This window comes from Blautia hansenii (assembly GCF_013304445.1).
In the GTDB taxonomy this organism is placed as follows: domain Bacteria; phylum Bacillota; class Clostridia; order Lachnospirales; family Lachnospiraceae; genus Blautia.
Window position 1 is genome coordinate 172,302 of record NZ_JAAITA010000003.1, and the last position, 21,993, is coordinate 194,294.

A 21,993-nucleotide genomic window follows, 5' to 3' on the forward strand; every position below is an offset into this window, starting at 1 on the left:
TATGAATTTATTAGAGGTCAAGAATATTTGTAAGATCTATGGCAGCGGTGAAACCGCTGTAAAGGCGCTGAGAGATGTCAGCTTTTCTGTTCCCAAAGGAGAATATGTGGCAATCGTTGGAGAATCCGGCTCCGGTAAAAGCACACTGCTGAATATGATCGGTGCTTTGGATCTGCCGACTTCGGGAAAGGTGCTAATTGATGGCAAGGACATTTTTTCCATGAATGACCGAAAACTGACGGTATTCCGCCGCAGGAATATCGGCTTTATCTTCCAGGCGTTTAATCTGATTCCGGAGCTGACGGTGGAACAGAATATGATTTTTCCGCTGTTGCTGGATTATCAAAAGCCGGACAAGAGAGATTTGGAGGAACTGCTGACGGTTTTGAATTTGAAAGATCGTCGTAATCATTTACCCAGTCAGCTTTCCGGCGGTCAACAACAGAGAGTGGCGATTGGCCGCGCATTGATTACCCGTCCTTCTCTGATTCTGGCAGATGAGCCAACAGGAAATTTGGATTCACAAAACAGCAGTGAGGTCATAGCATTGCTCAAAGAAACATCAAAAAGATACGAGCAGACCATCATTATGATTACCCACAACCGCAGTATTGCGCAAACGGCAGACCGGGTATTACAGGTATCGGATGGCACTTTGACTGATTTTGGGAGGTGCCGTGAATGAAAAGCTATCTTAGTCTCATTCCGATTTCTGCAAAGGTACGCAAGCGGCAAAATCGTATGACTGTCTTGTGTATTATCATTTCGGTGTTTCTTGTCACAGCTATTTTCAGTGTTGCTGACATGATGATACGAACAGAAAGCGATTTTATGATAAGTAATCACGGAAACTGGCACATTGCAATAAAAAATATTTCACAGAACAATGCGAATGAAATCAGTAATCGTTCAGATGTTACAGCAGTTGGTGTAGCCTCTCAATTTAATTTTGAAGGAGAACAACCGTACCGAGTCAACGAAAAACGAACTGTTTTGTATGGCACCGATGAAGTCTATATTACTCAGATTTCAAATGGAATTGTAGAAGGAACATTTCCGGCGAACGATGAGGAAGTTATGCTTACACCTAATTCTGTAACTGCTTTAGGAGTACAGCTTGGGGATAGCGTAACCTTGCATACCCCTGCTGGAGATCGGACATTTACAATCTCCGGCTTTGGTACAGATGATGAAAGCTATTATAGCAATCAGACTTACTTGATAGGCTCTTATCTGACGCAAAGTGCATTTACTTCTGTTATGGCACAAAACGGAGTAACAAACAATGAGTTGACCTATTATGTGCAGTTTGAAAGTGCAGCGAAAGCGGCAAATGCAATAACAGAACTACAGACACAGTATCAATTATCCGATGGGAGTATTTCTGAAAATACCGGCGTTATGGGCATGGCTGGGCAAAGCAACAATACAGCGATGCAGAGTATGTACGGATTGGCAGCAATTCTATTTGCTTTAGTGTTGCTGGCAGGAATATTGATGATTTCTGGCAGTATGAATAGCATCATTGCGCAACGAACTCAATTTTTTGGAATGTTGCGTTGCATTGGTGCAAGTCGTCAACAAATTATCCGTTTTGTCTGTTTGGAGGCATTGAACTGGTGTAAAACCGCGGTACCTATTGGAGTGGTTTTTGGAACAATAATTAGTTGGATTATTTGTGCCACACTTCATTATGGAATTGGTGGAGAATTTTCTACAACGCCAGTCTTTCAGATCAGCCCTGTTGGACTTATCAGTGGCGTAGTTGTTGGAGTGGTAACAGTATTTTTAGCAGCACAATCCCCAGCAAAGCGGGCTGCTAAAGTTTCACCCATATCTGCGGTTTCTGGCAATGTAGGTAATAAATCTTCTGTTAAACACGCTATCAAGTTTAGCCTAGGAAAAATTGATAATTCACTTGGCATACATCATGCGGTTGAAAAAAAGAAAAACTGGTTTCTGATGACGGCTTCCTTTGCACTGACTATTATATTGGTTTTTTCTTTTTCTGTAATTTTAGATTTTGCAAAGCAACTTGTTCCATCGTTAAGTGTCACATCAGCCGATATATCATTATCCAGTTATGCAAATAAAATGGATATTGAGCGCAGCTTGGTCGATGAAATCAAAAAAATAGATGGGGTTGCAAATGCTTATGGAAGTAGCTATGTAGAAAACATTCCTGCAACATCTTCAAGGGCAGGAATAGACCATATCAATATTGTTTCTTATGATGATACACTTCTGGATTACTCAAAAGGTAGTATTGCGCAGGGAGCATTAGATGCAGTTTACGGGGACAGTAATAAAGTGGCAACCGTATTTAATAGAAACAATTCCTTGCGCATCGGTGATACCATCCAGTTTGCAGGTGAAGAAGTCGAGATTACCTGCGCTCTGTCACAAGGGCTATTCGGAGATGATTTGATTATTATTTGTTCGCAGGAAACATTTGACCGTATCATGGGCGATACAAAGTATGGTCTTATTGGAATTCAGTTAGATTCAAACGCAACTGAAGAAACGATAGTAGAAATTAGAAGCCTTGAAAACGATGATATTATCATTACAGATCAGCGTGAAGGCAATAGACAAAATAATGCGACCTATTGGGCTGCACGAATTGTTTGTTATGGTTTTTTAGCTATTATCGGAGTTATCTCGCTGTTTAATATCGTCAATAGCATCTCTATGAGTGTATCTGCGCGGATTAAGCAGTATGGTGCAATGCGAGCTGTTGGTATGGATAATAGGCAGCTTAAACGAATGATTTCTGCGGAAGCGTACACCTATGCAATTTCTGGTTTGATGGTTGGATGTGGCATTGGACTTCCTCTTAGCCGATTTTTATATAATCGCCTAATTACACATTATTTTGGAATTGAGTGGAGATTTCCTATCCTATGGTTTGGAATTGTCGTTGCCTTTATCTTTATAGCTGCTATTGTGTCTGTCTATGCTCCTGCAAAGAGAATTCGCAATATGCCAATTACTGCAACCATCAATGAATTATAGTTTTATGTTTTAATCTGCCGCACGACGGCAAAAGAAAAAAAGCCGTCGTAAAGCAGAAACCCGACGACCCTCATGCAATCAGCAGGGGCGGCATTTTAGGAGGATGCTATATCGGCATTATCAAGCCTTGTAAACCAGTATAATCATAGGTTTTCTTGTCGCGCCAGTATCCCTTTGTGGGGAGCTGGAGTTTTTGCTTGCCGTTTTTTAGATAGACGAGCGGTTTGTTACCGCTGCCGTTCCCCGCCTTCGTTTGGTTCACCCGTCAACTGCCCGTGAATCGAAATGGAGGTACATAATGAAGAAAGTCAATCTTAGGGACTTATATCCCGATGTTTATAAAACCGATTACTTTGTAGAAGTAACAGAAGATGTGCTGGAGACAATCCGAGCCTCTGAGCGTGCGGAAGCTGCTTATGACCGGAGGATGTATCGCTATAAGGCGTACTACTCCCTGGATTGCGACAATGGCATTGAAAATGCAATCTTGCTGAAGCCCGCAACGCCGGAAATGCTTCTGGAGGAAAAGCAGCTGTGGGAGCAGATCTATGCCCGGTATTACTTAGGTATGCGCGTGAGCGAGATCGCCGCAGCAGAGAGTGTAGATCCAAGCCGTGTCTGTGACAGTATCCGGCGCGAGGACTGCACGGGGGCTTAAAGATACTTCTTCACGGCCGCCTAAAGACTTGGGGGGAATCCTGCGGCGCACAAGTAAAACGACGCTGCGGAGTTATGACAACCGCGCTAGCGTATTCATGTGATTTTGAAAGCACGATGATAACCTTGACAGATTGGAGGGAATATGGTCTATGGAAAAACTCATTACACGAAAAGAAGCTGCTGAAATCTTAGGAATCAGCATCGCAACGCTGGATGCCGCCCGTAACAACGGCTTGATTTCTTATGTGCAGTATGTTCAGAATGACTGTGTGTATTTTACTGCGGCAGGTCTCCAGGAGTATATCGCAAAATGTACGCACAGGGCAAAGCCTGCTGAGAGAAGCGAAAGAAAACTCCATATCAGATTATGTGATTGCTGACAGTAAAGGAAAACCGTTAGCTGCTTCACAATTTCAAAGGGTATGGCAGTATGTAGTTGTCCGATCCACTAAGCCACGGAATTACTATAAGTATGTAAATGGGGAGAGTATCAAATATACGGTTACTCCAACGCTGGGCATGACCCAGAAGAATCAACCCAAAATCAAATATACTCTGGACTTTGATGTGATACCACATCAGCTACGGCACACTTACATCACCAATCTTCTCTATGCAGGAGTGGACCCTAAGACGGTTCAGTACCTTGCAGGACGTGAAAACAGTAAAACAACTATGGACATCTACGCAAAGGTAAAGTACAATAAACCTGAAGAACTTTTTGGTGTAGTGAATCAGGCGTTTATACATGATAAATAATATATTTGAAATTCCAGTTTGGCCTATCAAGTTTTAAACAGGAATTGTCGCACACAGTATCTTGGTACGGATATGAGGGATGGATATGGATAAATTAATAGAAGTGGATGCTCAATATAGAGAGTGGATTTCCGAAGTGAGTAAACGCTTTCATCAAAGCCAGATTAAGGCTGCGGTGAAAGTGAATGATGAGATGCTTCGATTTTACTGGCAGTTAGGAAAAGAACTTCATGATAGAAAAGATACGTTCTCTTATGGACAGAGCTTTTACAAAACAATCAGTCGTGATCTGCGTAGGGAACTGCCGGATGTAAAGTCATTTTCGGAGACAAACTTACGATATATGCAGAAATTTGCAGAACTATATAGCGAAGTTTCAAATTTTCCCCAACTTGGGGAAGATTTCAGAAACGAAGAAATTGAGCCGCTTTTTGCAATTCCGTGGGGACATCATAAGATTATTATTGATAAGTGTAATGGAAATCCGAAAAAAGCAGTGTTCTTTGTAAATCAAGTGATTCAAAATAATTGGTCGCGCGCCGTATTGCTGAATTTTTTAGATACAGATCTTTATGAGCGGCAGGGAAAGGCAATCACAAATTTTAATCTGACACTTCCGGCCATACAGAGCGATTTGGCACAGGAAATCACAAAAGACCCATATAAGTTTGATTTCATTACCTTGACCCAAAGCTATAACGAAAAGGAACTGAAGGATGCACTGATGGATAATATTCAGAAGTTTCTTTTGGAACTGGGTAATGGATTTGCTTTTGTGGGACGGGAATATCGAATTGAAATTGGTTCAACAGAGAACTTCATTGATATGTTGTTTTACCATATTCGCCTACATTGCTATGTAGTAGTTGAGGTAAAGGTCACGGAATTTGAATCATCCTATGCTGGCCAGCTGGGAACCTATGTAGTGGCGGTTAATCATCAGCTAAAAACAGAGAAAGATGAACCGACGCTTGGCTTGTTAGTGTGTAAATCCAAGGATGATATAAAAGCACAGTACGCACTGGAAGCAAGCAGTCAGCCTCTGGGCGTGTCAGCATATGAATTGTCAAAACTGATACCGGAGAATTTTAAAGGTTCGTTGCCTTCGATTGATGAGATTGAAAGTGAACTGCGGAAAGATACGGAAGGCTGACAATAAAGGTGCCTAGCTATTCATAAAGAATCGGAACAATTTTGGTGGTTCGCACACCGGATAACTGAGAAGCAGAAAGCCGGAAAAGCCCGGAATGTCAAGGAAAAACAGCTCAAAAACTCGCGCAATACGGTCTCAAGGTAGCTTGTCGTGCGCTTCAGTTCAGCAAACGATAATCATACGTTTCAGAATGTACAATTTCAAAAAGAATTTCAACCTCTCAGGATTTCGGTCTTGGGAGGTTTTTTGTATGTATTTTAAACAAAGATAGTGGTATAATCTATATAGTTCTAGCTTGTTATTATTGCAACAGATTTTCTTGGGTGCAGGAAAATCATTAAATGAACAATATGAATTTGTGTCCGCATTGCTGACACAAATTAGTTGGACGAATCATTTGACAATTATGTCAAAAGCAAAAACTGTAGAAGAAAAACATTTTTATCTAACTCTTTGCATAAAAGAATCCTATTCTGACAGATCGGATAAAAGGATTGAAAGATAATCCATTTTTAGATTCGTACATCATAGAATTTCTTGAATAGGAAAGAACTGTAATAAGTGATTGGAGGGAAAGTTATGGGGACTCAAACAAAAGGCTTTTGCAAATATTGTGGAAAAGAATATACAAGAAGCGGAATGCTACGTCATTTGGAAGCGTGTAAAGAACGAAAAAGTAAACTAGCAATGGAAACATATAAGAGAAAATGCAGATATTTTCAAATTGTCATTTCTGGTAAATATGCGAAAGCATATTGGTTAATTGTCGAAGTAAGTGAGAATACTACATTAAAGGAACTGGATCAGTTTATCCGTGATATTTGGGTGGAATGCTGTGGTCATCTCAGCGCTTTTACAATTCATGGGACGCAATATGAGAGCTGCCCGGTTACAGACAGATTTTGGGGAGAGCCATCTAAAAATATGAATTACCGATTAAAAGATGTTGTGAATGTTGGAGATTCTATTTCTTACGAATATGATTTTGGTTCAACAACGGAATTGATGCTGAGCATACATAGCTGTCGTGAGGGAGAGAAAAAGAAGAGAGAAATTATAATATTATCTCGAAATAATCCGCCGAAAATTCTTTGCAGCAATTGTGAACAAAATGAGGCAAAGTGGGTTAATCCTGAAGGGTATTGTGAAGGTGTACCTTTTTGGTGTGATAAATGCTTAGGTGCAGAAAATGAGGGTGAAGAGGAAGAGGGTTGCGAGCGGCAATTTTTGGTACCGATTTGTAATTCTCCCAGAATGGGTGTATGTGGATATGCAGGAAGTGATAGATATCCAGATTTATTCGAGCCGGATAAACGGTAAATGAGCGGAGATGAATTGATTGTGGGTCGTGTAATGAATGTTTTGGGGATTCCACATGTGATATACCAATTGATACATACACAAATTATTCTAGATGGCTAGGAAGATTGAACAGATGTAGTCGTTGAGGTGTTCTGAGAATGAGAAGTCCTGCGTTTGTAACGTGTTTGCAACACCCTCTCTCTAAACGTTAATTTCAGTTCAGCAAGAGATAATCTGCTGTTCAAACCGTATCAAAATGGTTCAAAAGGCCCGGGAAATCAACGTTTGTCGGTTATAAGGAAGTATATTTTTCAATTTGGCGGTAGAGCCCCATTCAAGGGCTATGCCGTCTTTTCCTGTTTATTGGCTCTTTCTTTGATTTTGGTTTTGTACAGAGAGCCAAAATCTGTTCAGATACCGCTGAAGGTGCAGAATCTTCGCTGCCACTTTTCAGCAGATAAATCAGATTTCCCTCGTATTCTTTATCATCCAAACCAAAGGAAATATAATCGGATGGCTCAAAAAAGCTTCCATTACGCCGTCTGCCTTGGAAATACAAGGGTGTAAATCATCTAAACGGTAATCATACGTTTTTGGAATTACAATTTCAGAAAAGAATTTCAACCTTTCAGGACTTCGGTCTTGGGGAATTTTTTATCAAATATTGACTGAGTGGTCAATATTTGATATCATCCATTTATAGACTATATGGTCTATAAAAGATTTCTTAGCGGATTTGCAGGGGAAATCGAGAAGGGAAAATAGGAGGCAGAGACATGCGAAAAGAAGAAAAGACAAAGCTTACTTATGAGAGAATTTTGTCAGCAGCAATGGAAGAATTTGGAACGAAGAGCTATGACAGCGCTTCCCTGACAACACTCTGTAATGAAAAACGAATTTCAAAGGGACTGGTATATCATAATTTTAAAAATAAGGACGAACTGTATTTAAAGTGTGTGGAAGAGTGTTTTAAGGAAATGACCGCATACTTTCAGAGTAAGGAATACAAGGCAGAGCATGTACAGAAAAGTCTGCATAACCTTTTTCAAATGCGGCAGCAGTTTTTTAAGGAAAATCCGTATCATTGCAATCTCTTTTTTTATACGGTTTTGCAGCCTCCAAAGCATTTGCGGGAGGAAATACACACACTTCGGCAGCCATATGATGAATTTTATGTAAACTGCTTTCGGGAATTGTTGCAGCAGCTGCAGCTGCGTGACGGGATAACCATAGAAGCAGCTATGGAGTATTTCATGATTTTTCTGGAAATGTATAATGGATATTTTCAAAGCAAGTCCGGAGAAAAAGAGGATATTCCTGCTTTGATAGAAGACCATGAAGTAAATCTTTCTAAAATTTTAGATATTATGTTATATGGTGTCGCAAAAAGCGAATAATATTATGAAAAAACATGGAGGAGGAGACAGATGATATCTCTGATAATAAGACTATTAGCAGCTGTTGTACTTGCATTTTGGGCAGGAAAGCTGATATCAAAAATCAAATTGCCGTCCATATTGGGCTGGCTGATAGCGGGAATGATTTTAGGACCCCATGCGGTTTCCCTGATGAATCAGCAAATTTTAGACGCCCGGTGGTATCAGACAATGGTGCATATTTTAGAATGTGCCGTTGGTCTGATGATTGGTACAGAACTCGTGTGGAATAAAATCAAACGTTCCGGTAAAGCGATTGTGATTACAACATTTACACAGTCGGTTGGAACATTTTTATTTGTATCCCTTGTTTTCGGAATTGTATTTTATTTTCAGGAGATTCCTCTGTACCTGGCCTTTTTATTTGGCGGAATTGCCCTGGCTACAGCCCCTGCCCCTGCCTTATCCATTATGCGGGAATTTAAGACAAGCGGTCCGGTCACCAACACGCTGATTCCTATGGCAGCACTGGATGATATTGTGGGCTGTGTGATCTTCTTTACCACGATTGCTATTGTAGCAGGAAATCTTTCTGCAGGACAACTTCCGGCCTATATAATTGCGCTGGTTGTAATTCTTCCCTTGGTGATAGGGGCAGTCACGGGAATTCTAGCCGGCCTTATGTTAAAAAAAGAGAGAAGTTCTTCGGCTACCCTGGTTATCTTAATAGGTAATATTTTGCTTACATCAGGCGTTGGATTTTTCTTTAACAACGTGGTAATGCCGAAACCGGTTTTAAATTTTATGTTGATTGGTATGGCGTTTTCTGCCGCCTTTTCCAATATGATTACCGAGAAACGACTGGAACAGATTATGCAGGCTTTCAATCCATTCCTGGGAATTGCAATGATTCTTGTAATTCTGAATCTGGGTGCGCCGCTGGATTATCATTTGATTATGGGTGCGGGAATGTTTACGGCCATTTATATTGCCGCGAGAGCCCTTGGTAAATATTTCGGCGCTTATTTCGGTGCAAGCATTACAAAATCGCCGCAAACGGTTAAGAAATATCTGGGATTTACGCTTTTGCCTCACTCCGGAGTGTCGCTGGTGTTTACGGGAATTGCAGTTTCTGTGCTGAGCGGCCCTGCGCCGGAATGCGCTCAGATTATTCAGGGAACTATTGCGGCTGCGGCTGTTATCAATGAAATCATTGCCGTGATTGCTGCGAAAAAAGGGTTTGAATGGGCAGGCGAATTTGGGAATGGTGCTGCAGCGGTAAGAGAACCAGAAGAGGGGATTTGTCACGAATAATTCAGCGCATATGGAATGGAAAGTTAAGGAATGACCAGAGTGAAACATCATTGCCAAACCCGTATACCTGCCGTATACTAAAGAATGTACAGCAAAATTTTTACAAAGGAGACATAACCATGACAAAAACATTAAAACGTCTGGCAGGATATTACAAGCCCTATAAAGGACTTTTCTTTTCCGACCTGTTCTTTGCCATTCTGGGGGCCGGAATTACTCTGGTGATTCCGTTGATTGTGCGTTACATCACCAGCACCATTGTTCATCTTCCGGCAGAGACAGCCACAGGTATGATTGTAAAACTGGGAATTTTTATGATCGTGCTGGTGCTGATAGAAGCGTTCTGTAACTTTTATATTGCTTATTACGGTCACATTATGGGAGCGAGTATTGAGCGCGATATGAGAAATGAGATTTTCAGCCACTATCAGAAACTCTCTTTCGCCTTTTATGACAACCAGAAAGTAGGCCACCTGTTATCAAGAATCACTGCAGATTTATTCGATATCAGCGAACTGCTCCACCACGGCCCCGAAGATTTGGTGATTTCCATTATTAAATTTGTGGGGGCCTTTGCCATTCTGGTGTTTATCAATGTGCGTCTGGCCCTGGCAGCCTTTTTCTTTGTTCCATTTTTGATTCTTTACGCTATTTATTTCAATAAAAAGATGAAAAAAGCCTTTCGGGAAAACAGAGCCAGAATCGCAGATATTAACACCCAGATTGAAGATAGTCTTTCCGGTATCCGTGTGGTAAAATCGTTTGCAAATGAGAAGGTGGAGATGAAGAAATTCCGGCAGGGAAATGAAAGGTTCGTTAATTCCAAGAAACTCAGCTACAAATACATGGGAACTTACAACAGCGGTATGGGGGCTTTTACCACACTGATTACGATTTCTGTGCTTCTGACCGGGGCTTTCTATCTTACCAAAGGAGCCATGCCGGTGGAAGATTTGGTAACGGTACTTTTGTATATCAGTAACTTTACGGACCCGGTGAAAAAGCTGATTACTTTTACCGAGCAGTTCCAGAACGGATATAGCGGTTACTCCCGTTTCCTGGAAATTATGGCAGTGGCTCCGGATATTCAGGACGCGCCGGAGGCAAAAGAGGTCAATGACGTAAAAGGCGCTATTGATTTTGAAAATGTCTCTTTTGCCTATGAAGGAACGCAGGAAAAGGTATTAAGTCATGTAAACCTCAAGGTAAAAGCAGGGGAGTATGTGGCCCTGGTAGGAAGTTCCGGCGCAGGAAAAACTACACTTTGCAGTTTGATTCCCAGATTTTATGATGTGACGGAGGGAAGCGTGCTGCTGGACGGTGAGGATATACGGAATCTGAAACTGCAGAGTCTGAGAAACCAGATAGGAATTGTACAGCAGGATGTGTATTTGTTTGCAGGAACCGTTATGGAAAATATCCGGTACGGAAAACCGGACGCTACAGATGAAGAAGTCATTCGCGCCGCAAAGGCAGCCAATGCCCATGAATTTATTACAGAACTGGAACAGGGTTATGACACGGATATCGGACAGCGGGGTGTGAAACTCTCCGGAGGACAGAAACAGAGACTTTCCATTGCCAGAGTTTTTCTGAAAAACCCGCCTATTCTGATTTTTGATGAAGCCACCTCTGCGCTGGATAACGAAAGTGAAAAAATTGTGCAGCAGTCTTTGGAAAATCTGGCAAAGGACAGGACCACGTTTGTCATTGCCCACCGGCTTTCCACTATTCGCAAGGCTCAGAGAATTCTGGTGCTTACGGAGGACGGTATTGCCGAGGAAGGAACTCATGAAGAACTGATGAAAAAAGAGGGAATTTACAGCAGCCTGTATCAGCTGTCTTTTGCCTGAAGAATCAAAAAATTGTGCATTGCATCACATTAAAACGTTGATGATGGAAAGGAAAAGGCGTATAATGGAGGATAAAACACAGGGAAAGGAAGCAATGCCATGATAGCAGATAAAATGAGAGAACTTGTAAAGAACAGTTCCGCCATTCGTGCCATGTTTGAAGAAGGAAAGAAAATGGCAAAGGAATACGGTGCAGAGAATGTCTATGATTTCAGCCTGGGGAATCCCAATGTTCCGGCGCCGCCACAGGTAAAGGAAGCCATTTTAAAAGAACTGGAGGAGGCAGACTCTCTGATGCTCCACGGATATATGAGCAACAGTGGGTACGAAGATGTAAGAGAGGCGGTTGCCCGTTCTTTAAACCAACGGTTTGAAACTGCCTTTGCCCAGAATAACATTGTGATGACCGTAGGAGCAGCAGGCGGATTAAACGTCATACTGAAAACTCTTTTGAATCCCGGGGACGAGGTGCTGGTCATTGCCCCTTATTTCGGAGAATACAATTCTTATGTGGCAAATTATGACGGAAAAGTAGTGGTTGTAAGCCCCAATACAGAGACTTTTCAGCCTAATCTGAAGGAGTTGGAAGAAAAGATTACAGAGAAAACAAAGGCTGTGATTGTAAACTCCCCCAACAATCCCACCGGAGTAGTGTATTCCGAGGAAACCATCAAGCAGATGACAGCAATTCTGGACAGAAAGCAGAAGGAATTGAAAACAGACATCTATCTGATTTCAGACGAACCTTATCGGGAATTGGCCTATGATGGTGTGAATGTGCCATATTTGACGAAATATTACGCCAATACCATTGTGGCCTATTCTTTCAGTAAGTCCCTCTCCCTTCCCGGAGAACGCATTGGATATCTGGTGATTCCGGATCAGGCGGCCGACGGGAAAGAGATTCAGGCTGCCGCCAATGCAGCTACCAGAATCCTGGGCTATGTCAATGCTCCGTCTTTAATGCAGCGGGCCGTGGCCAGATGTCTGGATGCAAGAGCAGACGTGCCTTATTACAACAGAAACCGGGAAGTCCTTTACAATGGATTAAAAGAACTGGGATTCGACTGTATTAAGCCTCAGGGGGCATTTTACCTGTTTGTAAAATCTCCGGTGGAAGATGAAAAGATGTTCTGCGAAGCTGCGAAAAAGCACCGTATTCTGCTGGTGCCGGGCGCGTCCTTTGCCTGCCCGGGCTATGTGCGGATTGCTTACTGCGTGTCCTATGAGACCATTGTGAACGCCATGCCTGCTTTTCGGAAGCTGGCCGAAGAATTTTAGAAAAGTTTTTAGAAAAGTTCATTGTTTTTAAGGGAAACTATGATAAGATGATTCTGTAGAGGGATATTGTAAAGGTATAACGAATAAGAGGATTGATGTTATGAATAAACAGGAATTTTTAAAAATACTCAGAGACACTCTGCAGAGTCAGCTGTCTTCCCGGGAGACAGAAAATCATGTGGAATATTATCGGACTTATATAGAGGAACAAATGCGGGAGGGAAAGACAGAAATAGAGATTCTGGATGTGCTGGGAGACCCCAGGCTGATTGCCAGGACCATTCTGGAAACCTCTTCTGCAGGAAATGCTTATCAGAAGCAGGAATACACTTATCAGGAAGAACCAAAAGAAACGGCAGGAGGAAATCGTGATGCCGGCAAACTCACTGAGCGGTACAGACATACCCTGCGTATCCTTGCCGGAGTGTTTATTGCTCTCCTGGTGCTTATTCTGGTAGTGCGGGTAGTAACGTTTCTTTTACCTGCAGTTCTGGCTGTGGCGGCAGTCCTTTTTGTCCTCTCATACTTTAAAAAGAGATAGGGAAGAGCGTTTTCAGACAAAGAGAAACGCCCGACAGGGGAGCTGCCGGACGTTTCGAGGGGAGTATAAATAATTAAATAAGGGGTTATAATGTAAAAAAAATTTTTGAAGGGTAAATTCTTTTTACAACCCATATTATAATATAAAAGGAAAAAAAATGCAATAATATTATTTTTTTCTTATAAAATTGTTAAAAAATAGGAAATATAATTGTGAAGGATTCGCCGCATATTTTTTGTGATTACAGGGATACTAAGACTGTAATCAAAAAAATAAACCAGGAGGTAAGAACGAATGGCTAAGAATTCTAACAACACAAATAAAAACAAAGCAGGTGCTTCCAACACGAAAAATACCTATGCACAGAACAACGGAAGTCAGAACTGCCATACTTCTGATAAGGCATCTGACAAAAACGCTGCAGACAATATGAACAGAAGCAAATAAAGAAGCGTAACACCCCTTTTGAGACGAGAATGCCGCATAAAGCAGTTAGGGGGAATATGGATACTTTTTCATATTCTCCCCAGCCCTTGGTGCGGCATTCTTCTCTTTTTATAAGCGAAATGCTTTTTTACTACATATGATATAGTAAAAATAAAAGGAAGTAAACATATGCTTAGTATTGATACCATTGCGGCGCAGGAATTGGATATATATGTAAATAGAAGCGATACCATAATTATAGATTTAAGGGAGCGCGACGTCTATGACAAAAGCCATTTTCGCACAGCGGTAAATGTGCCCTATGAGGAACTGGAAATCTGCAGGAAATTTCCCAGACAAAAGCTGCTGATTGTATACTGTGAACGAGGAAGCACCAGTCTGTTTGCAGCCAGAGCACTGATGAAAATGGGATTTCGGGTAAAGTCCGTGGTAGGTGGAATTCGATGTTACCAAGGTTCTAACTTGTATTTTTCCACAGAGCATAGTAGAATAAAAAAATAAACAGGGACCGGTTTTAGCCGGTCCGGGACAAAGGAGAAAAAAGATATGAAATATATGTTTGCGTCAGATATTCACGGGTCACAGTATTATTGCAAAAAAATGCTGGACGCTTATAAACAGGAAAAGGCAGACCGTCTGGTGCTGTTGGGAGATTTGCTTTACCATGGACCGAGAAATGACTTGCCAAAGGACTATGCTCCCAAGCAGGTGATTGCCATGCTGAATGAAGTGAAGGAAGAGCTTTATGTTGTCCGGGGCAACTGTGATGCAGAAGTAGACCAGATGGTGCTGCAGTTCCCCATTATGGCAGATTACTGCATTATTATGGATAATGAAAGAACCATTTATGCCAGCCATGGACATGTATATAATGAAGACAACCTTCCGCCAATGAAAAAAGGCGACATTTTTGTGCATGGACATACCCATGTGCTGAGAGCCGAAAAAAAGGAAAATTACACAATTTTAAATCCGGGCTCTGTTTCCATACCTAAGGAAGGAAATATTCCTACCTACGCTGTGTTGGAGGACGGCCTGTTCAGTATCCGTGGATTTGACGGAGAAGTAGTGAAGGAGTTAAAGCTTTGATGAAAACGTTTGAATTGATTGCACCCTGCCATTTCGGGCTGGAGGCGGTTTTAAAGAGAGAAATTCAGGATTTGGGCTATGAAATCAGCGAGGTGGAGGACGGAAAGGTGACTTTCTGGGGAGATGCCGACGCCATTGTAAGGGCCAATGTATTTCTGCGCACAACAGAGAGAATCCTTTTGAAAGTGGCAAAGGTAAAAGCTGTAACCTTTGAGGAACTGTTTGATAAAACCAAAGCCCTGCCCTGGGAAGACTATATTCCCGTAAACGGGAAATTCTGGGTGGCTAAGGCCAATTCGGTAAAGAGCAAGCTGTTTAGTCCTTCGGATATTCAGTCTATTATGAAAAAAGCCATGGTGGAACGTTTGAAATCTGTCTATCATGTGGAATGGTTTGAAGAGGACGGGCCTTCCTATCCTGTGCGTGTGGCCTTTATGAAAGACGTGGCAACCATTGGCATTGATACCACAGGGCTTTCTCTGCATAAGCGGGGATACCGCCAGCTTACCAGTAAAGCGCCGATTACGGAAACTCTGGCGGCGGCTCTTTTGAAGCTGACCCCGTGGAATAAAGAACGAATTTTAGTAGACCCTTTCTGCGGCAGCGGTACGTTTCCTATTGAGGCAGCTATGATGGCGGCTAATATTGCGCCGGGAATGAATCGAAGCTTTTTATCTGAAGACTGGAAGAATCTGATTTCCAGAAAATACTGGTACAATGTCCATGACGAAGCCAGAGATTTGATGAATGTCAATATCGAGACTGATATTCAGGGCTATGATCTGGACGGAGAGATTGTAAAAGCGGCCAGAGAAAATGCCAAAAGAGCCGGAGTGGAACATTTGATTCATTTTCAGCAAAGAGATGTAAAAGATTTAAGTCATCCGAAGAAATACGGTTTTCTGGTGACAAATCCCCCTTACGGCGAACGAATTGAGGAACGGGAAAATCTGCCCGCCCTTTATGAGACGATTGGAAAGAGTTTTGCCGGACTGGATGCCTGGTCCATGTATCTGATTACGGCCTATGCAGATGCAGAACGTTATATTGGAAGAAAAGCAGATAAGAATCGGAAAATTTACAATGGTATGATGAAAACGTATTACTATCAGTTTCTGGGGCCGAAACCGCCCAGAAAGAGAGAGAATTTGGCGGCAAAGGAGATGGGTGAGAGATGAAGAGAATGATTTTTGCAACCGGAAATGAAAACAAAATGGTTGAGATAAGAGAGATTCTGGGAGATTTGCCCTTGGAAATCCTTTCTATGAAGCAGGCGGGAATCCGTGCAGATATTGAGGAAAACGGCACAAGTTTTGAGGAAAATGCGCTGATAAAGGCAAGAGAAGTCTGCCGTCTGGCAGGTGAAATGGTGCTGGCCGATGATTCCGGTCTGGAAATTGATTATCTGAACGGGGAACCGGGGATTTACTCTGCCCGGTATATGGGAGAGAATACTTCCTACCGTGTAAAAAATAAAAACCTTATGGAGCGTCTGGAAGGGGTGCCGAACGAAAAGAGAACAGCGCGGTTCGTATGCGCCATTGCGGCTGTTTTCCCGGACGGAAAAGAACTGGTGGTAAGAGGAACTGTGGAAGGTATCATCGGATACGAAGAGCGGGGAGAAAACGGCTTTGGCTACGACCCTATTTTCTATCTTCCCGAGCGTGGACTGACTACTGCAGAACTTCCGCCTGAGGAGAAAAACAGTATCAGTCACAGAGGAAATGCTCTGAGCAAGATGAAAGAACTTCTGGAAAAAGAAAATCTGCTGTGATTTTGAAAAAAGAATAAGTAAAATAGAAGGATAAGCAAGTATGAAAATATTAATTGTCAGTGATACCCACGGACATTCGGAAAATCTGGAAAAAGTTCTTGAGCAGACAGGCCCTCTGGACCATTTTATTCATCTGGGAGATGTGGAAGGGCAGGAAGATTATATAGAGGTTATTGCAGGCTGCCCCGTACATATGGTGTCCGGAAATAATGATTTTTTCTCGGATTTACCCAGAGAAGAAGAGTTTTGGATTGGAGAATACCATATTCTGATTACACATGGACACTATTACGGTGTTTCTGTGGGGACAGAACGCCTAAAAGAAGAGGCTATGCTGCGAGGTATTGACATTGTCATGTACGGGCATACCCATCGTCCGGAGATAGATATGGAAGATCAGGTAACGGTTTTGAATCCGGGAAGTCTGTCTTATCCGAGGCAGATAGGAAGAAGACCCAGCTTTCTTATGATGGAAATTGACGGAGCGGGAGAGGCACATTATACGATTCATTATCTTTAGAATTGTTTTTTACAGGCGGTCAATCCAGGAGTCGGGGAGGCGCAAACAGTCGTTTTCCCGGCGTCCAGATTCCTGAAAAAAGCGCGTCAAAAGCATCACCAAAATTTCATGAAAAATTTTTAAAAAAATTTTAAAAATAGTGTTGACTTTTCTGGGACGACATGGTATATTATATTTCGTCGCCGGGCAAGAGAGTTCGGAAGACAAGAAAACATCACTTCGGGGTGTGGCTCAGCTTGGCTAGAGCGCCTGGTTTGGGACCAGGAGGTCGCAGGTTCGAATCCTGTCACCCCGATTGTTTCAAGACAAGAAACGCATGATTTTGTGCGGGTGTAGTTCAGTGGTAGAACACCAGCCTTCCAAGCTGGATATGTGGGTTCGATTCCCATCACCCGCTTTCATGAAACTTAGATTTCATGGGATGTGTTTGTAGCTCAGCTGGATAGAGCAACGGCCTTCTAAGCCGTGGGTCGGGGGTTCGAATCCCTCCAAGCACGTTTTGCATAAGAATGCAATATGGTGGGTATAGCGCAGTTGGTTAGCGCGCCAGATTGTGGCTCTGGAGGCCAAGGGTTCGAATCCCTTTATCCACCTTTAGCCGTAAGGCGGTCTTGGGCTATCGCCAAGCGGTAAGGCACAGGACTTTGACTCCTGCACTCGCTGGTTCGAATCCAGCTAGCCCAGTTAAGTAGTATATATGGAGCATTAGCTCAGTCGGTAGAGCACTTGACTTTTAATCAAGTTGTCCGGGGTTCGAATCCCCGATGCTTCACTGGAAGTTCAAATCCAAGCTGGGTTTGGACTTTTTTTCTTCAAAAGATAAATATGGAATATGCGGATATGGCGGAATTGGCAGACGCGCCAGATTTAGGTTCTGGTGTCTACGACGTGCAGGTTCAAGTCCTGTTATCCGCAGTAAACAGCAAGGGTGTCGCAGCAAGCATCAGAGTGATGACTGAGTGGCACCCTTTTTACAGTGGAGAAAGAGCGGGGGCAAAGAAGTGGAAAAAGAAAAAAAACGGGGAAAGACTTTGGCATGGTGGATTCTGGCAGTGGTGTTTGTAGTTTTTGGCGGTGGATTGTGCAATACAGTGCTGTTTGGAAAAATGCTGGACAAAATAGCAGAAGAGTATGTGTCAGACAATAATCAACAGCTGGCCGCCCATATATCTTATCGCTTGAAATCAGGAGAAGAATTTATCAGTGATTTTGCAGATAGCTTAAGTCGAATGCCGGAATTTCTGCTGACAGAAGGGCTGCTGGAGAGAAAGAAAGAGTCGCTGGAACTGGATAAGCTGATTCTGGTGTCTGAGGATGGAACACTTTTTCCAGCAGTAGAGGATTATGCGTATGTGAAAGACTGGATAGAAGAACACCAGGAAGCCTGGAAGGAGTCGGTAGTTTCTTATGTAAAAGATAAAAGCATTCTTTTTTCTGCACCTGTCAGAAAAGAAGGAGAACCGGTCAGGCTGCTGCTGGGAATACAAAGTTATAAGGATATACAGTCTTTGGTAAACCAGACGGATTATCTGGGGTATGGCATCAGTATTCTGTTGGATATGGACAATCGGGAACGTATGATTATGGAAGGTGATTCTTCTATTTCCATAACCGATAAGGATGTAAAAAAGCTGCTGAAAAAGGCGGAAGTACAGGGGAACTGTGTATATCAGAAAGAACTGCCGGATACTGGGACGGTGTTTGTGAGTGTATGTGAGGTGGAAGGCACAGACTGGGAACAGGCGGCGATTATTCCTTCTAATGTTTTATTATCCCAAATTGGCGTTTATATGGATGGTTATATTGCGCTGTTCTTTCTAGTGCTGATTTTATTTCTGATATTGATATTTTGTCTGCTGAAAGAAAATAAAAAGAAAGAAAAGCTGTTTTTGATAGATAATCTGACGGGAGGATATAACAGAGGAGGATTTTTGGAGCAGGCGGAGAAAGTGGCAGACAGCAAAGGGGGAACTTTCTGTATTGTGTATCTGAATGTTGTGGATTTCCGCTATATCAATGAAAGTTGGAGTGAAGAGGACGGAAACAAAACGCTGCAGTTTGTGTATCAGAACTTTGCGGGAATTTTGAGAGAGCAGGAATTGATTTGCAGAAGCGGTATGGATCACTTTTTCTTGTTTTTACAGGAATCGGAAGAAGAAATTATTTCCAGGAGAATCCAGACAGAGATTGAAAAGATAAACAGCATGGTAAATCAGAAATTTAGCGGATATCGGATTGATTTCACCGTAGGGGTATGCATGTTGGAAAATTCTCAAGAAGTCAGTTCTGTGATGAATAAAGCTGTCTATGCCAGCAAAATGGGAACAGAGCAAAACGTCTGCAGCTTTTTCAGCGGCAGCATATCCGGAAAATTTGACAGGGAGAAATGGCTGAACAATATGTTTGAAGAATCGCTGAAAAACCACGATTTTCAGGTTTATCTTCAGCCGAAAGTATCACCGTCCCACAGCCAGCCCTGTAAGGCAGAGGCTCTGGTTCGATGGATTCATCCGGAGGCGGGGATTATCAGTCCGGCAGATTTTATTCCGCTGTTTGAAAGAAATGGAAAAATATGTAAGCTTGATTTATATATGTTTGAAGAAGTATGCGGTCTGATGAGCCGCTGGATTCGGGAAGGCAGGACTGTGACGGGGATTTCTGTCAATCTTTCTCGATATCATTTGAAGAGTGCGGGAAGCGATGTGTGGAAAAGCTATCAGGAGGTAAAAGAACGCTACGGTATCCCCGACGGGGTCATAGAGTTGGAACTTACGGAAACGGTATTTCTGGAAGATAATCAGCTTTCTTTTGTGAAGAATATATTAGACCATTTTCGTGCCTGTGGATTTACGGTATCGCTGGATGATTTTGGATTTGCCTATTCGTCGCTTTCTCTGCTGAAGGATTTTCAGGTGGATATTTTGAAGCTGGACAGGGAATTTTTTGTTAATGAAAATGAGAAATCACGGAAAATTGTGGAAAACATTATTCGTCTTGCCCACAGTTTGGGGATGGATGTGGTAGCAGAGGGAATCGAGCAGATGGAACAGGTAGAGGTACTTCGAGACATGGACTGCGATTTCATTCAGGGATATGTGTATTCAGCACCTCTTCCAGTAGAAGAATTTGAAGTATGGAGGGAAAAATACCAAAGGCAAACAGCAGATATGAACTGTTAAAAAGATGGCAGTGACATGAAGAGCAAATCGGAAGCATTTCGAAGTGCTGTTTCATGCCGCTGCCTTTCTATATCTGAGAAATCAAAACCGCTATTTTACAGTAACAGTAAAGCTGTCCCCTGCAGGCTGGTAGTCATTGCTCATTTGTCCGCTCTCCTGGGGCATTTTTGCAATATACGGAGTGAGTGTCAGAGTCTGTGCATCGTCACTGACATAGCCGTTCTCCAGAGTGTCCACCTCCATGCAGCCTATACCTGTATGGATGGTGCGTATGGAAAATTCTACCGGATTGCCAAGGTTATCCTCTCCTTTTAGGAGAATATGATAGGCGGGAACCGTATCCGGTGTAGAGGTTTTAAAGTAAATCCGCTGTCCCATGGCATTGGAAGAATATTTGTAGAAGCGGATGGCGGTTTTATCCGGCAGAGTTATGGTGGTATCCAGGGAAACTGTATAAGTGGAAGCCATCAGGTCTTTTCCTGTAGCGGTGAAGGAAAAGCTGCCAATACTTTTGCCGCCCATGGAATAGTGCAGTTCAATATCCAGATTTTGAGAGGCATCAATAGAATCAAGAGACATTCTCCTGGAAGAAACCAGGTTATAGTCATCTGCCTGCTCCGTTCCGCCGCTGGCGCCCCAGGAGACCATTTTGCCATTAATAAAGACATTAACATCTGCAAGTGTACCGCCCTGTTCCAGAAAGTTTTCATTCTTTTGGGGCAGAGTAAAGGTATCCGAGATGTAAAGGATGTTTTCATCTAATACCACATCATTGAGAGTAACCGTATATCCGTCTTTGCTTATGGATTTTCCTACCATGGTACGGTAAGGGGACAAATCCTTCTGAATTCCCAGAAGCTGGGAAAGGTTGTAGGTGACAGTCTTCATACCGGCGTATGCTATAAACTGTGCAGGAGGAAAAAGCAGAGAACCTCCAAGAATACACACAATCGCAGCAGCAGCCACATATTTTTTACGGCTGCGGCGGGAAACACGGCGGGAAGAAAATTGTTTTTTCCATTTTTTCATTTCCAAATCAGATACCTGAGGAATTTCATAGGAATCCGGTTGATTATCGATTTCGTTTAAGAGGGTATAAATCTGTTCATTCATAAGCGAGGGCTCCTTTCTCTGTTTGCAGAAAACAGGCTGCGAATCCGCTTCTTTCCTCTGGAAAGGCGGTTGTAAATCACAGGTTTAGCAAGACCGGTGGACTGGCTGACTTCCTCCATATTTTCCTCTTCTATGTAGAGTCGGAGGAAAAGTTCCCGGTCTTTGGGTTTTAAGCAGGCAAGTATCTGTTGGGTTTCCTCTGAAAATTCTTCCTCTACGGCCTGAAGTTCTGCAGAAAACTCTGCCTGTATCACGGGCTGTCCTGTTTCTTCCATAGCCTCCCAGCTTGTTTCCAGCATACGAGAGGCATATTTTCTTTTGCAGTCCAGCGCTTTTAATCTTGCAACCCCTGCAATCCAGTTGGCAAATGGATTTCTTTCCGGGTCATAAGCGTCAATATGGTTCCATACAGCAAAGAAGACATCGTTTTGACATTCTTCTTCGTACTGAGGCAGACTCCCCAGATAACGGTGCACCACAGCTTTTACCAGACCGCCGTAACGCAGCATGCAATATTCCAGTGCTTTTTCATGTTTCCGGCAAAGCAGCGGAATAAAATTTTCTTCCGTGACTTTCATGGCTGTCATCATTCCCTTCTGTATTTTGTCTTATACTAT

At 42.6% G+C, this 21,993-nt stretch carries 21 protein-coding genes, 7 tRNA genes and 1 pseudogene; 27 read left to right on the forward strand and 2 right to left on the reverse strand.

Features of this window, described 5'->3' with window-relative positions; translation table 11 throughout:
* Position 1: 1 nt before the first annotated feature.
* The 27 genes and pseudogenes from G5A70_RS04330 to G5A70_RS15940 all read left to right on the forward strand — a co-directional run bounded on the left by G5A70_RS04330 (position 2) and on the right by G5A70_RS15940 (position 20,263).
* A complete protein-coding gene (locus tag G5A70_RS04330; RefSeq protein ID WP_173748376.1) occupies positions 2–685 on the forward strand; it encodes an ABC transporter ATP-binding protein in 684 nt (227 codons plus the stop codon).
* A complete protein-coding gene (locus G5A70_RS04335) occupies positions 682–3,015 on the forward strand; it encodes an ABC transporter permease (protein ID WP_173748378.1) in 2,334 nt (777 codons plus the stop codon). The genes G5A70_RS04330 and G5A70_RS04335 overlap by 4 nt, the downstream gene beginning before the upstream one ends.
* Before the next feature lie 298 nt (positions 3,016–3,313).
* Entirely contained in the window at positions 3,314–3,673 is a 360-nt protein-coding gene (locus G5A70_RS04340; protein WP_173748380.1) for a sigma-70 family RNA polymerase sigma factor, read from the forward strand.
* Between the two features lie 151 nt (positions 3,674–3,824).
* Positions 3,825–4,055: a helix-turn-helix domain-containing protein gene (locus G5A70_RS04345; RefSeq protein ID WP_173748382.1), complete on the forward strand. Its 231-nt coding sequence runs from the start codon at positions 3,825–3,827 to the stop codon at positions 4,053–4,055.
* Positions 4,009–4,434: pseudogene (locus G5A70_RS04350) on the forward strand (tyrosine-type recombinase/integrase); the annotation flags it as partial. The gene G5A70_RS04345 and the pseudogene G5A70_RS04350, both read left to right, overlap by 47 nt.
* 79 nt (positions 4,435–4,513) lie before the next feature.
* Positions 4,514–5,587, forward strand: a complete 1,074-nt coding sequence (locus G5A70_RS04355; protein WP_173748384.1) for a PDDEXK nuclease domain-containing protein — start codon at positions 4,514–4,516, stop codon at positions 5,585–5,587.
* 358 nt (positions 5,588–5,945) lie between these two features.
* Positions 5,946–6,092, forward strand: coding sequence for a DUF1016 N-terminal domain-containing protein (locus G5A70_RS16100; protein WP_226853509.1), 147 nt, complete (start codon positions 5,946–5,948; stop codon positions 6,090–6,092).
* Between the two features lie 74 nt (positions 6,093–6,166).
* Positions 6,167–6,907, forward strand: a complete 741-nt coding sequence (locus tag G5A70_RS04365) for an IS1096 element passenger TnpR family protein (protein ID WP_173748386.1) — start codon at positions 6,167–6,169, stop codon at positions 6,905–6,907.
* Between the two features lie 758 nt (positions 6,908–7,665).
* Complete coding sequence (locus tag G5A70_RS04370) at positions 7,666–8,286, forward strand: TetR/AcrR family transcriptional regulator (RefSeq protein ID WP_173748388.1); 621 nt, start codon at positions 7,666–7,668, stop codon at positions 8,284–8,286.
* A gap of 30 nt (positions 8,287–8,316) precedes the next feature.
* Positions 8,317–9,579 carry a cation:proton antiporter gene (locus tag G5A70_RS04375; protein ID WP_173748390.1) on the forward strand — a complete coding sequence of 421 codons (1,263 nt, stop codon included), beginning with the start codon at positions 8,317–8,319 and terminating at the stop codon, positions 9,577–9,579.
* Positions 9,580–9,698: 119 nt separating this feature from the next.
* Positions 9,699–11,432 (forward strand): ABC transporter ATP-binding protein, encoded by a 1,734-nt coding sequence (locus tag G5A70_RS04380; RefSeq protein WP_173748392.1) that lies wholly within the window; start codon positions 9,699–9,701, stop codon positions 11,430–11,432.
* A gap of 99 nt (positions 11,433–11,531) precedes the next feature.
* Complete coding sequence (locus G5A70_RS04385; RefSeq protein WP_173748395.1) at positions 11,532–12,713, forward strand: pyridoxal phosphate-dependent aminotransferase; 1,182 nt, start codon at positions 11,532–11,534, stop codon at positions 12,711–12,713.
* Between the two features lie 100 nt (positions 12,714–12,813).
* A complete protein-coding gene (locus tag G5A70_RS04390; protein ID WP_173748397.1) occupies positions 12,814–13,254 on the forward strand; it encodes a DUF1700 domain-containing protein in 441 nt (146 codons plus the stop codon).
* 294 nt (positions 13,255–13,548) lie between these two features.
* On the forward strand, positions 13,549–13,701 hold the full coding sequence (locus tag G5A70_RS04395; protein ID WP_173748399.1) for a hypothetical protein: 153 nt from the start codon (positions 13,549–13,551) through the stop codon (positions 13,699–13,701).
* Positions 13,702–13,869: 168 nt separating this feature from the next.
* Positions 13,870–14,202, forward strand: coding sequence for a rhodanese-like domain-containing protein (locus G5A70_RS04400; RefSeq protein ID WP_173748401.1), 333 nt, complete (start codon positions 13,870–13,872; stop codon positions 14,200–14,202).
* Between the two features lie 45 nt (positions 14,203–14,247).
* On the forward strand, positions 14,248–14,790 hold the full coding sequence (gene yfcE / locus G5A70_RS04405) for a phosphodiesterase (RefSeq protein ID WP_173748403.1): 543 nt from the start codon (positions 14,248–14,250) through the stop codon (positions 14,788–14,790).
* Positions 14,790–15,968 carry a THUMP domain-containing class I SAM-dependent RNA methyltransferase gene (locus G5A70_RS04410; protein ID WP_173748405.1) on the forward strand — a complete coding sequence of 393 codons (1,179 nt, stop codon included), beginning with the start codon at positions 14,790–14,792 and terminating at the stop codon, positions 15,966–15,968. The genes yfcE and G5A70_RS04410 overlap by 1 nt, the downstream gene beginning before the upstream one ends.
* Entirely contained in the window at positions 15,965–16,564 is a 600-nt protein-coding gene (locus G5A70_RS04415; RefSeq protein ID WP_173748407.1) for an XTP/dITP diphosphatase, read from the forward strand. The genes G5A70_RS04410 and G5A70_RS04415 overlap by 4 nt, the downstream gene beginning before the upstream one ends.
* Before the next feature lie 40 nt (positions 16,565–16,604).
* Positions 16,605–17,084, forward strand: coding sequence for a metallophosphoesterase family protein (locus G5A70_RS04420; RefSeq protein ID WP_173748409.1), 480 nt, complete (start codon positions 16,605–16,607; stop codon positions 17,082–17,084).
* A 220-nt stretch (positions 17,085–17,304) separates the two neighbouring features.
* A tRNA-Pro gene (locus G5A70_RS04425) sits at positions 17,305–17,379 on the forward strand.
* A gap of 31 nt (positions 17,380–17,410) precedes the next feature.
* A tRNA-Gly gene (locus G5A70_RS04430) sits at positions 17,411–17,481 on the forward strand.
* A 26-nt stretch (positions 17,482–17,507) separates the two neighbouring features.
* A tRNA-Arg gene (locus tag G5A70_RS04435) sits at positions 17,508–17,581 on the forward strand.
* A 22-nt stretch (positions 17,582–17,603) separates the two neighbouring features.
* A tRNA-His gene (locus G5A70_RS04440) sits at positions 17,604–17,677 on the forward strand.
* A 19-nt stretch (positions 17,678–17,696) separates the two neighbouring features.
* Positions 17,697–17,768 (forward strand) — tRNA-Gln (locus tag G5A70_RS04445).
* Positions 17,769–17,783: 15 nt separating this feature from the next.
* Positions 17,784–17,856, forward strand: a tRNA-Lys gene (locus G5A70_RS04450).
* Positions 17,857–17,918: 62 nt separating this feature from the next.
* Positions 17,919–17,999: transfer RNA gene (locus G5A70_RS04455), tRNA-Leu, on the forward strand.
* Positions 18,000–18,085: 86 nt separating this feature from the next.
* Positions 18,086–20,263 (forward strand): putative bifunctional diguanylate cyclase/phosphodiesterase, encoded by a 2,178-nt coding sequence (locus G5A70_RS15940; protein ID WP_173748411.1) that lies wholly within the window; start codon positions 18,086–18,088, stop codon positions 20,261–20,263.
* A 90-nt stretch (positions 20,264–20,353) separates the two neighbouring features.
* On the opposite strand, the gene G5A70_RS04465 is transcribed toward G5A70_RS15940, so the two are convergent.
* A complete protein-coding gene (locus G5A70_RS04465; protein ID WP_173748413.1) occupies positions 20,354–21,376 on the reverse strand; it encodes a DUF4179 domain-containing protein in 1,023 nt (340 codons plus the stop codon).
* Positions 21,373–21,963 carry a sigma-70 family RNA polymerase sigma factor gene (locus tag G5A70_RS04470; RefSeq protein WP_244092023.1) on the reverse strand — a complete coding sequence of 197 codons (591 nt, stop codon included), beginning with the start codon at positions 21,961–21,963 and terminating at the stop codon, positions 21,373–21,375. Before G5A70_RS04470 ends, G5A70_RS04465 begins: the two co-directional genes overlap by 4 nt.
* Positions 21,964–21,993: the final 30 nt, after the last annotated feature.